Annotated in this window: 7 protein-coding genes; 6 read left to right on the top strand and 1 reads right to left on the bottom strand. The window is 50.1% G+C overall.

All coding sequences use genetic code 11. From position 1 onward, the window contains the following. The first annotated feature begins 169 nt into the window (after nucleotides 1-169). The 6 genes from B212_RS32980 to B212_RS0104135 all read left to right on the top strand — a co-directional run bounded on the left by B212_RS32980 (nucleotide 170) and on the right by B212_RS0104135 (nucleotide 11,893). Nucleotides 170-4,897, top strand: a complete 4,728-nt coding sequence (locus tag B212_RS32980) for a discoidin domain-containing protein (protein ID WP_019909125.1) — start codon at nucleotides 170-172, stop codon at nucleotides 4,895-4,897. 250 nt (nucleotides 4,898-5,147) lie between these two features. After that, nucleotides 5,148-6,929 (top strand): cache domain-containing sensor histidine kinase, encoded by a 1,782-nt coding sequence (locus tag B212_RS0104115; protein ID WP_019909126.1) that lies wholly within the window; start codon nucleotides 5,148-5,150, stop codon nucleotides 6,927-6,929. After that, complete coding sequence (locus tag B212_RS0104120; RefSeq protein ID WP_019909127.1) at nucleotides 6,904-8,496, top strand: response regulator; 1,593 nt, start codon at nucleotides 6,904-6,906, stop codon at nucleotides 8,494-8,496. Before B212_RS0104115 ends, B212_RS0104120 begins: the two co-directional genes overlap by 26 nt. A gap of 199 nt (nucleotides 8,497-8,695) precedes the next feature. After that, nucleotides 8,696-10,045 (top strand): ABC transporter substrate-binding protein, encoded by a 1,350-nt coding sequence (locus B212_RS0104125; protein ID WP_019909128.1) that lies wholly within the window; start codon nucleotides 8,696-8,698, stop codon nucleotides 10,043-10,045. A 74-nt stretch (nucleotides 10,046-10,119) separates the two neighbouring features. Continuing rightward, entirely contained in the window at nucleotides 10,120-11,055 is a 936-nt protein-coding gene (locus B212_RS0104130; protein WP_019909129.1) for a carbohydrate ABC transporter permease, read from the top strand. 1 nt (nucleotide 11,056) lies between these two features. After that, entirely contained in the window at nucleotides 11,057-11,893 is an 837-nt protein-coding gene (locus tag B212_RS0104135; RefSeq protein ID WP_019909130.1) for a carbohydrate ABC transporter permease, read from the top strand. Between the two features lie 79 nt (nucleotides 11,894-11,972). On the opposite strand, the gene B212_RS0104140 is transcribed toward B212_RS0104135, so the two are convergent. Further along, the gene (locus B212_RS0104140; RefSeq protein WP_019909131.1) at nucleotides 11,973-12,842 is read right to left on the bottom strand and encodes an AraC family transcriptional regulator; all 870 of its coding nucleotides are present in this window, start codon (nucleotides 12,840-12,842) and stop codon (nucleotides 11,973-11,975) included. Between the last annotated feature and the right edge of the window lie 116 nt (nucleotides 12,843-12,958).

Raw genomic sequence — 12,958 nt, forward strand, 5'->3', positions numbered from 1 at the left:
CCTTAATTTTGGTTACTTCCATCATGTAAATGGTCTTATGATTAGCGGGTGAAAGGGGGGATGTAAGTTCGCTGATCTGTGATTACGCTGCTTGTCGAAGGATGCTCTTGATTCGATTGTGTGCATTCCGGAATAGGGCTTGTTTTTCGAAATGTAGAGGAGGTACCAGATGAGTACTTATGACAAAAATCATTCAAGTCAGCTCTTGCGTAAGCTGTTCACTGTGTTTATCTCGGCGGTTCTGTTGGTGCCAATGCTTACGCCGGCCACTGCTGTTTATGCTGAAGCTGCGGGCACAAGTTCATCCCCGGAGGATTATGAAGTGCAGATTCAAGAGATTATTTCTGAAAACGGATTCATTCATCCCGGTGTCGGGCTGACCAAGGAAATTCTGGAGAATGTCCGGACTCAGGTAAAGGTGAAACAAGATCCATGGTATTCCTATTACCTGGAGATGATTGCTTCCCCGTCGGCTTCATTGAGCGCTAGCATTAGCAACCGCAGCGCTGCGGACCCCACAAAACCGGCTGTCACCCGTTTTGACAGCAGATCTACCAATGACAAGATGGGCAGCGATGCCAAAATTGCGTATACCCAGGCGATCCTGTATGTAATTACAGGGAAAGTGGAGTACCGCGAGAAGGTGATGACCATACTCCGCCTGTGGGAGCAGATGGACCCCACAAAATATGCTTATTTCAGCGATGCTCTTATTCATACAGGCCATACCACCAATCGCATGGCTACAGCCGCCGAAATTATGCGGTACAGCAGCACTCCGGCTTCAAGGCCGGACCTGGCATGGACCGGGGACGATACAGTCAAGCTGACCAACAATCTGTTTCGTCCCATCGTGGATACCTTCCAATACAGCAATAACGGCTTTATGAACCAGAACAACTTTTCGATTGTAGGTTCCATGGCCGCTCAGATTTTCATGGATGACCGCGAAGGATACGATGACCGTGTGGAATGGTTCACGGTGAATGGAACGGCGGAGAATCAATTCAAAAACGGCTCCGTCAAGCAGCTCTACAGGGAGATTGATACCAATGCGGCTACCGGTGAGCCGTTAGACCGCCCTGTTGTTCAAGTAATCGAGATGGGCCGCGACCAGCCTCATTCCGCTGATGATATCATAACGGCATCTGTCATTTCACGCCTGATGATCGCCCAGAAGACCAAGGTGGACCCGCTCACAGGCCAACGTTCCAGTACGGGCAATGCGGTAGGACCTTACGAATTTTTGAATGACCGGATTTTGACCGCCGCTAACTATTTCTATCGGTATCAGCTAGGTTATGATACACCCTGGGTACCGATGGAATATACCGTTTCGCATAATACAGGGGCAGAACCCAAAGGGGTCTACTACAAGCTGTCGGAGATGGAAAGAGGCCGGCTGACGACCGCTTTTGGCTGGGATTTGTACTACTATTACACATACATCAAGGGGGAGAATGTTCAGAAGAAAGCACCGTACTTCTATGAAGCGTTCACCAAGCGGCTTCCGATGATCTCTTACTGGTGGAGAGGCTGGGCATATAATGCCTGGGACGGATATTTTGGGGCAGGCGATTCCTTCTGGCTCTACATTCCGAAGGAGGCAGCGGCGGAGGGCAGCAAATATGTTCCCATAACTCAAGCGACCGGCTCCGGCGATCCGAACGCCAGCTTGGTGCAAATCGAACGCAGCTATACGGCTCTGGACAAGAAGAAGTCAACGACCAAACAAGATCCGGACGGTACCTCTTACATTAGCGTAACCGCCTCCAAATCGGGTAGCAGGCTTGTCCTGGTCAACATGGCCTATCCTGACCGCGCAAGCAGCAAAACTTTGCGTATCGGTCTGAAGTTCAGAAGTAGCGGACCGGCGACATTGCAGCTTGGCAAGGAAAAAACTTCGTCGCCGTATCACGAGTTGTATCTTCCTGATACGGGAGGCCAGTGGCGGTATATTACCTATGATATGGGGATCAATACGGTATCCTTTGGGCAAGTCGCTGATAATTACGGTCTGGTGTACATGAAGGTCATCGGGGATTCAAGCACTATTGTGGATATGGATCATCTGAATATTGCGGCCAACACACAGTTGTCACCGCCGCTCTTTAAGTCAGGTTATCGGAATGCGGACGCGGCAGCCTATCTAAACGGCACGATGGAATTGGACCTCTCGGCAACGGATTCCAGCAGCAGTGATACGATTCTATACAGCAGCGCCGACCTCCCTCCCGGCTCGTCCATTGACAGCGGCACAGGCATGTTCCGTTGGACTCCGGCACAAAAGGGGACCTATTCCTTTATCGTTCAAGCCACGGACGGTACAACCTTATCTACCAAAAAGGTGACGGTCGTTGTAAAAGCTGACCGCCTTAGTGCAGTTCGGGCGGCCGGTGACTCTTATGATCGGAATAATCAATATGAAAGCGCGGCGCTCCACACCTATACGGCCGCATACAATAACGCCATAGCGAATTTGAATAGCGACAGCGGCAGCGTGGATCATTTGGGTTATTATAAAAACTATTTGCTCCCGCTAAAGAGCGCAGCGGAAGGTCTGCGGCTGTTGACACCCAGATTGGCTGACGGGACGATGGATTATACTTCTCTGCTCGCTTCCTCCAGCTTCGGAAACTATGTCTCGCTGCTTACGGACAATAACAACAATACCTTCCCGCTTGAAAATCTGGCTGAGGACTCCGGCTTTACGTTTGACTTCGGGGCGGATTATAAAATTTCGGCAACTGCTTTTGCCGTCCAGGGCCGAATGAATTTCGTCGACCGGACAGCGGGATCAGTGGTGTACGGTTCCAATGACAAAATTAATTGGACGCGGCTGACTCCGCAGGAAACGGCCTTTATTCCCGGCCTGTCCAAAATCGACGTGGCCCCGGAACTCCAGAAAGAGCGTTACCGGTTCATTAAAATCAAAAAAATCAATCCCCAGCCGGATGTGCTGGGCGGGAACAACAATTCGCTATTTGAAGCATCGGAATTCCGCATCTATGGCCAGCGTTATGAAACAAAAAATATGCTCACTTCCGTAAAGCTTGATTCCAGCGATAAACTCAACGGCAGAATTACAACAGGCCAAACAGCACAAATCACATTCACGGCTAGGGAAGAAATCACTGATGTACAAGTCAAAATTCAAGGCACCGATACGGTGCTCACCCCGTCGGCAGACAACAAAACCATTACTGCGGCAGCAGCAATGGGGGCAAACGTGCCTGCAGGGGAGCTTCGCTTCACGATTGATTACAAGGGGAGTGACGGAACTGCTGCTGATACGGCTTATTTCACGACTGACGGCTCAAAGCTGTATCTGGTTCATCCGAAAGAGTTCCTGGGCGTCAACCTGCTGGCGACGGTTACAGCCTCGGATAAGCAGTGGGGCGAGGGCACTTTGACGAAAGAGCAGGTTGGTTATCTGCTGTTTGACGGCAGCACAGGCACCTACGGCGACCTGAACACGGATTCCGGCTCTTACTACATTGTAGATTTCGGGGAAGGTTCTTCAATCAGGCTGGATCTGGCAGTCTCCTGGCCAAGGCAAGGGGTTGCCGGCAGAATGAACGGTCTGATCATTCAGGGCTCCAATGACAAGATCAACTGGACCAGCTTCAATAAACCGCTGACGGGTGCGGTTGATAATACCTGGAATTACATTGATGTCAACGATCCGGGGCAATACCGTTATATTCGGCTATACAACAGCTCATCCTGGGCGGGCAATCTTTCAGAGGTGGAGCTGTACGGTGAACATATTCCGTCGGAAGCAGCAACCGCCGATATGGCCCGGAGAATAACCGCCATTGCGGCGCCGGCAGAGGGAGCGGCCACACTGGCATTGCCCGCGGTGCCGGAGCGTTATACGCTATCGGTGAAATCGGCGGAGCCTGCCGGTGTGATCGGCAGCGATGGCAGGATCACCCAGCCGGACAAGAATACGCTGGTTACTCTGATACTCGCACTGACGGATACGGTGACAGGCAAATCGGCGGAAACCCCGCCAATCAAGACCACAATCGTCGGGAAGAACGAAACGAAGCTTTCTTTTGCCAAGGCAACGGTTACTTCTTCCTCTGCCCAGTGGAGCAATCCGCCCGGCACAGGGATGTCCGGGGAAGAGATGGCGCGCATCGTGACAGATGGAAATCCGTGGACCTATGGCGACCTGCAGGATGCAAATTCCTTTTATATGGTTGCTTTTGGCGAAAACAATGCGGTTTTGCTGAACAGAATCAAATTGTTCCCCAGATCAAACCGAACCGACAGATTGAACGGCATGGTTGTCCAGGGTTCTAATGACGCCATTCACTGGACCAATGTAACCCCGGCTGTTTCCGGGGTATCCAAAGCTGAATGGACTGATTTCAGAGCACATCAAATGGATCAGACGCCTTACCGCTACTTCAAATTGACCGGCAGCGGCTGGTACGGCAACCTGGGTGAATTTGAATTCTATGGAGACTATATGACGCCAGGAGGCAGGTTAAGCGGACCGGAGGCTGTTGCTGATAACCGTGATTTTGATGTGAACTACAGCGTGATCAGTGTATCCGACAGCGTATATGCCAAATCCTTCACTGTCAATTACGACCCGGATATACTGGAATTTACGGGAGCAGCCTCTTTAGTTCCGGGAACAACCGTGACCGCTTCTGTCTACAACACAACGCAAATCAAGGTTATGTTCGATGACCCTGTACTTATCGGCGGCGGTGTCATGATTGCAGCGAAGCTTAGCTTTCGTCCATTGGCGATTCAGTCAGGCGGCACTTCGGTTACCGGCAACCTGTCATTGGCAGAGGTTAAGCTGCGTGATTCGCTGGGTACCGAGTTCGACGGTGATAAAGGATCAGCTTACAGCTTTGAAATCAGCAAGCTGTGACAGTGCTTCATTGATTGCCAGAAAGCCGGCCAGGCGTCTACCTTGGCCGGCTTGTCTTTTTGAGCGAGCCTCTCTATTTTTCCAAAGAAATATACATAACCTCCTAAAGTTTGCAGCACCCTGACTTGGAATCCGGGTGGTATAGTCATATATCAGTTATAGATTCGATGATCCCGTATACTCCTCTTTATTTGATAATTGAACATACATTTGCAGCTTGTGCTAAGGTAGTGGAAGGAGGGATACGACGATGCGGATATTGCGCCAACTGACACACAGTGTATTTTTTAAATTCTCGGCGGCTTTTATTGTAGTAGGTTTTATTCCTTTGTTCATGCAGAGCTTCTATTCCTACCAGACCTTTACTTCTCATGTCGAACGTTACACCCGGGACAATCTGAAACAAATGATCCTGTACATGAGCTATAATGTCAACGATGCATTCTCGCAGTATGACGATATCACTAAGCTGATGTATACCGGCCGGTACGAGGGCTTCATTCAAGGCTCCAACGATAATCAGGCGTACAATGTCAATCAGCTTGAGCAAATCAATTCCATCCCGGTCGATACCTTTTTGAAAACGCTCTTATTTAGCGATAACTATATAGCAAGCGTCTTCTTTATCCGTGAATCGGATGGGAAAGTGTATCATCAGACCCGCAACACGAGGGAACTGCATCAGGATAAGCTGCCCCTCCAGACATGGAGTGAGGCGTTGAGACGGGAGCCGAAGAAAGCGGCGTTTCTTCCCAAACATCCCGTTACCTATTTCATGGGAAAGAACGAAGAGGTTCTGACGGTCGGCCGGAATCTGATCGACACCTCGGGCCAGCCGACAGCTAAACCGAAAATCCTGGGAACCTTGTATCTGGACATCAACGCTTCAAGATTTGGTGAGCTGTTCTCGGAGATCCAGCTTAACGATAAGGATAAGCTTTATGTTGTGGATAGCAAAGGAAGGGTCTTTTTCAGCAATCAGAGAGACGGGAAAGGAGCCGTTCAGGTTTCAGGCCCATCGGATGGAACAATTATGGAGTTCAACGAACCGGTGCCGGCCCTGAACGGAAATATCATGGTGCAAATATCGAAAGAGCGGCTGTATGAGCAGCTTACCTCGACACGGTACTCCGTTTACTTCACCATTGTTTTCTCCATGGTTGTCCTGATTCTAATGGGCATGTGGTTCTCCCGCAGGCTGGCTGCCCCGATCCGGGAGCTGATTCAGCAGATGGTGAGGGTGGAGTCCGGCAACCTGGAGACCCGGGTGGATATTAAGAGCAAGGATGAGCTGGGCCGGCTGGGCAGGGGCTTCAACCGGATGGTCGAGCGATTGCGAAATTATATCAATGAAGCCTATGTAGCGGAAATCAAGCAGAAGCAGACTGAGCTGAATGCCTTGAAAAGCCAGATACGGCCTCATTACTTGTATAACACGCTCGAGGTGATCCGGATGAACGCCGTTCATAATGACGCGCTGGAAGTCGGTGATATGATCGCTTCATTATCGCATCAACTCAAGTACGTGATTGATTATGGAGAAGAGTGGGTGACGCTCCGGGAGGAACTGGATCATCTGCACGATTACTTCTATATCATTGAAGTCCGGTTTGAAGGACGGTATCATCTGCGTGTTCATATCGCGGACGGCGTCGATCTGAACTGGGCGACCCTGAAATTATCGCTTCAGCCTTTTGTAGAGAACGCGATTGAGCATGGGCTGCAGCCACAGGGGAGAGGAACTGTTGAAGTGTCGATTGCGAGACAGAAGGACAAGCTTGTCATGGTGGTCTCGGACGATGGGGTTGGGATGAATGCCGAAGAATACGAACGGCTGAAGACCATGTTGACCGGAAACGCAAAAACGGCGGGACATGTCGGCATGAAGAACGTACAGGAGCGGATACGTTCACTTTGCGGCGAAGGTTATGGCCTGACTGTGATAAGCAGGCCACATATCGGCACATCGGTGACGATGGAATTCCCAGTAAAGGAGGTTCAGGAGAATGATCAAAATTCTGCTCGCGGATGACGAACCGATCATTATCAAAGGATTGCGGAAGCTGATCGACTGGGACGCACTCGGCATGGAGATTGCCGGGCAGGCGTACGATGGAAGCGAACTGCTACAGCAGTTGGAGGTCATCTCGCCCGATCTCATTATCAGCGATATCAAAATGCCTAATTTGTCCGGCATTGATATCATCAAGACGATCAAGGAGAGAGAACTGCAGATCAAGGTCATCTTTATCAGCGCGTACCAGGAGTTCAATTATGCGCGGGACGCCGTTGCTTATGGCGCACTGGATTATCTACTGAAGCCGATTCGCAAGCCGCAGCTTGAGCAGGTGCTTCGCAGGGCAGCCCAATTGATCAACGAGGAGCATGAGGAGGAGCTGCGCAAGGGCAAACTTCAGCATCTGGAACGGAAAATCCGCCAGGAGGAAATCTCCGATTGGATGGCTAGGTTAATCGACGGAACGTTAAGATCCGGCTCTGAAGCCTATGAGCTGCTCAGCCAGGTGCTTCGTGGGCCCCGCTTTGTCCTGGGCACGATCGGGATCGACTGGGACGGCGAGCATCAGAAGTGGAGCGATAAGGAAACCCGGCTGGTCGAATTTGCCGCCGGAAATATATTGCAGGAGCTGATCGCGGAGCCGGGCATCGGGCATGTGTTCATGCACAGCGGCAGACATGTATATGTTATCAGTTACGAGAGTCCGGAGGAAGCGCGTCAACTGACCCAAGAGATTCACATGAAAATCCGCGATTTTCTGAAGCTGGGTTCCACGATCGGAATCAGCCGGATGGTGGATCAGTTGCCGCAGCTCTCGGAGGCCTATAAGCAAGCCGTCAGTGCGCTGGAGCTCAAATATTTTGTGGGGATTAACAGAGTAATTGAATATGGTGTGTTCCAACAGGTAAAGGCGCTTGATGAAGAAATATACCGGTCCCAGCATCAGGCCGCCGTCGCCTTCGCGGAGAATGATAAGGCGGCCGGCTTCCAGGCCTGGAATCGACTGCTGGATACTATCTATTCCGCTACATTCGGAAATCGCACATTAGCTGTGTCCACCAGCTTTTCCTCCCTGCTGTATCTAATCCAAGAACTGGAAAAATCCGGACTGTTGAAGCTGGAGCACAGCGTCAAACGGCATGAGCTTCAAAACCAGTTGAATCAATATTCGACCTATGAGCGGCTTCGCGCCGAGATGGTCCGGGTTGTGGAGGAGCTTCTGTGTATTATCGAAAACGGATCGAGGAACAAGGAGAAGGCCATGATGGCCAAGGTCAAGCAGTATATCGAGGAGCACTACAGTGAAGATGTAACGCTTGAATCTGCGGCCAACCTTATTTTTATGAATGCAAGCTATTTCAGCTTCTTCTTTAAGAAGCATACGGGACAAAATTTCAAGCAGTATTTGACCGGGGTTCGTCTGAAGCATGCGGTCCGTCTGCTGCTTAACACCGATCTGATGGTTTATGAAATCGCCGACAAGGTCGGGTATAACAATCCCCGCCACTTCAGCGACGTTTTTCGGAAAGCCTTCGGGTCGCTGCCTAATGAGTACAGGCAGTTAAAAAAAGGAAGCCAATAACATCCAGCTTCGGTTACAGCGGCAGGCGTTTCGTTTCGGCGGGGGGCCTGCCGCTGCTATTGTGGCATCTGCTCGAAAATGCCGCACTTCGAACTAGAGAAACTTCATTCAAGCGGGTCCGGCAATTTGTTAATCTGGGATTAGAGAAAGCGCTTGCGGACGGTAAGCGATCTCCAAACATAAAGGGGAGGCATTTCAAATGATAACAAAGAAAATAATCGTTCGTACATTGGTGCCGGCATTACTGCTGACATCCGCCTTAAGTGCATGCGGCGGTAATAATGAGCCATCAGGCAATGATTCTTCCAGCAGTGCTCCAGAAGCATCTTCTGCTTCAGCGGCTCCGGAGGCGAAGAAAGTCACCTTCTCGATTGGTTATGCTACTGGCGACCCTGCGGGCAAGCAGGCTATTGCAGATCAGATCAAGGCCTTTATGGAGGCTAACCCCAATATCACCATTAAGGACATTAGCGAAGGCACCTCTTCCTCGTATCTGGATTGGCTGAAGACCAAGGATGCCGTAGGTGAATTCCCGGATCTCGTGGAAATGCGCGACACCGAGGTGTTTCTGAAAGCAGGCAAGATCGCCGAGCTCCCGGCAGACGTACAGTCGCTGTTTGATTCGGTTCCCGCCATTGACGGCAAGGTGTACAATGCGCCGATGGGGCTGAATGCTCCTGAGGGTATCATCTACAGTAAGAAAGCCTATGAAAAAGCAGGAATCACCGAGTTGCCTAAAACTTACGATGAGTTTCTGGCCGCACAGGAAAAGCTGAAGGCTAGTGGTGTTACGCCTATTGTGGTCGGCGGCAAGGATATTTTCCACATGGGCTTCTGGCTGAACAAGTTCCTGATTGACGATGTCTATTCCAAAGATCCGGATTGGAACTCAAAGCGCACCGCCAAGCAGGTCAGCTTCACCGATGACAACGTTGTTCAGGCCATGACCGACTACAAAGAGTTGTTTACGAAATATGTGGATAAAGGCTGGCTGAGCACCGGCGACAACCAGACCGCATCAATCCTGATTTCTGGCAAGGCTGCGCAGCTCTTCTCCGGTCCCTGGATGTTCACGCAGATTCAGGAAGCCGACCCGGGCTTCGAATTCGGATTCTATGCGCTGCCGGACCGCGAAGGCAAGGTGAATGTTGTGGGTCTTCCGTCTCCGGCAGGCTGGACCCTCTCTACGGAAGCCGATAAGGATGCCGACAAGAAGGAGGCCATTACGGCATTTCTGAAGTTCTTCTTCTCTAAGGATGAATATGGGAAGTTCCTATCTGCGACCAACACAATCCCGTCCACTAAGGACAAACCGGAACTGCAGGTATCCGAACAAATGCAAACGGTGCTAGATCTTGCGAACGACGCTTCAGTAACCAAATCGCTGATGATAAACCAATGGTATGCCAAGAATCAGATCCCTTCCCAGTTCCGCAACTGGTACTACAAATTGATGCAGGATCTCGTTGTCACGAACAGCGATGTAAAGGAGTATATGAAAAAAGCGGACACGGAGTATGATTCTAACGTAGCAGCCAACCAGCAATAAAGTAGGGACTGGCTTCCGCCATGTGCGGAGGCCAGCTCCAATCGTCTTGGATATGAAGTAAAGGAGAGAAGAGCATGGCAATGCCTTATACAAACAGGGAAAAAAATGTACGCTCCATGCCGGTTGTCAAGAAAAAAAGAAAATGGCAACATTACGCCCTGCTGTTTATTTTACCGTCGCTGATTTTGTACGTCCTGTTTGTCATCGTTCCGACGCTGAGCAGTGTGTATCTCAGCTTTACCTCCTGGGATGGAGTAAGCAGCAAAGTGAACTACATCGGTCTTGCGAACTTCAAGGAAATCTGGTATAGCGAGCGGGTGCACAACGCGCTTAAGAACACGCTCATTCTGACCATCACGCTTGTCATTCTGGAGAATGTTGTGGCCCTGGTGCTCGCAATGCTTGTGGAGAATGTCAGATGGGTCAAAAATCTGTTCCGGAGTATTTTTTATTTCCCGGTTCTGATGAGCGGTATTGTAATGGGTTTTATCTGGACCATTATTCTGAACTACAACTTCGGAGTATTTAACCAGATTCTAAGCAAATTAGGTCTGGAGATGTTAATGGTTGACTGGCTCGGGAACCCGCACTATGCCCTGATCGCGATCATTCTGTCTACGGTATGGAAATCGGCAGGCTACTACATGATTATATATCTGGCGGGTCTTCAGGGCATCTCCGCCGATCTTGGAGAGGCCGCCGCCATCGACGGTGCCAGCCGCTGGCAACAATTCTGGAATGTCACATTTCCGCTTCTAGCCGGATCGGTTACCGTATGCTCGGTGCTGTCCATGATCGGCTCCTTGAAAATCTTCGACCAGATTGCGGTTATGACCGATGGCGGTCCGGGCTTTGCAACCGAAACGCTGACCTATATCATCTACAAGGTTGGTTTTGGCGAAATGCGGCAAGGCTTTGGTACGGCAATGGCCCTCGTCTTGTTCCTGCTGATTCTGGTCATTACGATTATCCAGGTAAAGGTTCTTCGGAAACGGGAGGTGCAGCTCTAAGATGAATGCAAAAAGAAGCGTAACCTGGAACGATATCATTCTACTGGTCCTCACGATTATCATTGCGGTAATCTTTTTCTTCCCCATCTTCTTCAATCTGATTTCCGCGTTCAAGAGCAACGGGGACATTATGCGCAGCGCCATTTCGTTTCCGAAGTCGCTTTATCTGGATAGCTTCAAATATCTGCTGACCGAAACGGAATTTCCGGCTGCTATAGTGAACAGCCTGCTGCTTACGCTCAGCTCGATCTTTTTCATGGTGCTGATTATTCCAATGGCTGGGTATGCGATTGAACGGCATCACAAACGCTGGACGAACTTTATCTTTGTCTTTTATCTGGCAGGCATGATGATTCCTTTCCAGGCTTATATGATTCCCCTGTTCAAAGAATTGAAGTTCTTCGGCATGTACGGTTCCCTGGCTGGTCCAATCGCCATCTATGTTTCCGGTTCCGTAGGTTTTGGCTGCCTTCTGTATACGAGCTTTCTCAAAGGAATTCCGCGTGAGATTGAAGAATCGGCCGAAATTGACGGCTGTTCCAGGTACGGCATTTTTTGGCGCATCGTTTTCCCGCTTCTTGGCCCGTGCACAGCAAGTATGGTTGTTCTACAGGGACTCGGGATTTGGAACGACTTTCTGATGCCGATGCTCGTGCTGCCGTCCGGTAAGCCGAAAACGATGATCGTCGAAATTTTCTATTTTGTCGGCGAGTTCTCTTCGCGCTGGGATATGATTTTTGCGGGAACGACAATGTCTATCGTACCTGTGCTGATTGTCTTTATTTTCTTGCAAAAGTATTTTGTGAAGGGGCTCGCTTCCGGTGCGATCAAGGGCTAAGCATGAACGCTGCCGGCGGTGAAAACGAAGCCTGGGAGTTCCGTGTTACCATGCGGGTCTGAAACATACAAGGATGGTTTTACGGAGAGCGCAGCCGTATTTTCCGGTATTGCAGCGGGGTAATTCCGTATACCTTTTTGAACATGGAAATAAAGTAAGCGGAAGTGTTGAACCCCAGCTCAACGGCAATCGCATCAATGGACAAACGTGTCGTCTCCAGCAGATCGCAGGCCTGTTTAACCCGTCTGGCCAGCAGGTATTCGGTAATGGTGCTTCCCGTTTCTTTTCTGAAAATACGCGATGCATACGATTTGGTTAGATGCAGCTCCTCAGCCAGCCGGTCCAGTTCAAAGTTCTCCGAGAAGTTGCGTTCAATCCAGAGCATAATCTGTTCTGCGTATTTGGGCTGGCGGAAGGTTGATGAATGATTGCCGTCCCGGGGCTCATTTGCTTGAAGAAGGGAAAGCATCTGCAGCAGGAAGATCATGTGATTCTCTTGCCTGAAGGCCGTCCGTCTCTCGTCATGACTCATATGCAGTGATAGGGACCCGGAAATCAGCGGTTCATGCTCCTTCAAATAGTAAGCTGCCGTTGAGGAGGTCCCAAAGCATAAATTGTTGAACAAATGTTTATGATCAGGGAACTTTTCCAGAAAGGGCAGGCAGATCGCTTGGTTGATATGAATAATGGAGCGGACATAAGGCTTATCCGCAGAGGGAACTGCAAAGACATTATGAAGCTGGAACGGCTGGAAAAAGAAAAGGGCGCCGGGCCGGATAGCCCACACCTGCGGTCCGATGGTAACGGTGCCTTCCCCTTCATGGACGATCAGCAGCTCACAGCATTGATGCCAATGGTAGAAGCCTTTGAACGGCTGCACTGAACGGCTTCTGTAGGTACACAGAAAAGGGATTGAGTCGACCGGTATATGTTCGAACAACTGCTGCATCCAATCCCTCCTTTTGCCTTCTAATTGTATGTTATTGTACTGGAAATTTGGAGATGGAGTCAAAAGTGTACAATAAAATGATATTTTTGTGCTATGTACGGAAACTATTCTGTCCC

The organism is Paenibacillus sp. HW567 (assembly GCF_000374185.1).
Lineage (GTDB): Bacteria > Bacillota > Bacilli > Paenibacillales > Paenibacillaceae > Paenibacillus_AQ.

Coding starts and splice junctions, on each gene's coding strand:
- B212_RS32980 (WP_019909125.1), top strand. CDS start 170: ATGAGTACTTATGACAAAAATCATTCAAGTCAGCTCTTGCGTAAGCTG.
- B212_RS0104115 (WP_019909126.1), top strand. CDS start 5,148: ATGCGGATATTGCGCCAACTGACACACAGTGTATTTTTTAAATTCTCG.
- B212_RS0104120 (WP_019909127.1), top strand. CDS start 6,904: ATGATCAAAATTCTGCTCGCGGATGACGAACCGATCATTATCAAAGGA.
- B212_RS0104125 (WP_019909128.1), top strand. CDS start 8,696: ATGATAACAAAGAAAATAATCGTTCGTACATTGGTGCCGGCATTACTG.
- B212_RS0104130 (WP_019909129.1), top strand. CDS start 10,120: ATGGCAATGCCTTATACAAACAGGGAAAAAAATGTACGCTCCATGCCG.
- B212_RS0104135 (WP_019909130.1), top strand. CDS start 11,057: ATGAATGCAAAAAGAAGCGTAACCTGGAACGATATCATTCTACTGGTC.
- B212_RS0104140 (WP_019909131.1), bottom strand. CDS start 12,842: ATGCAGCAGTTGTTCGAACATATACCGGTCGACTCAATCCCTTTTCTG.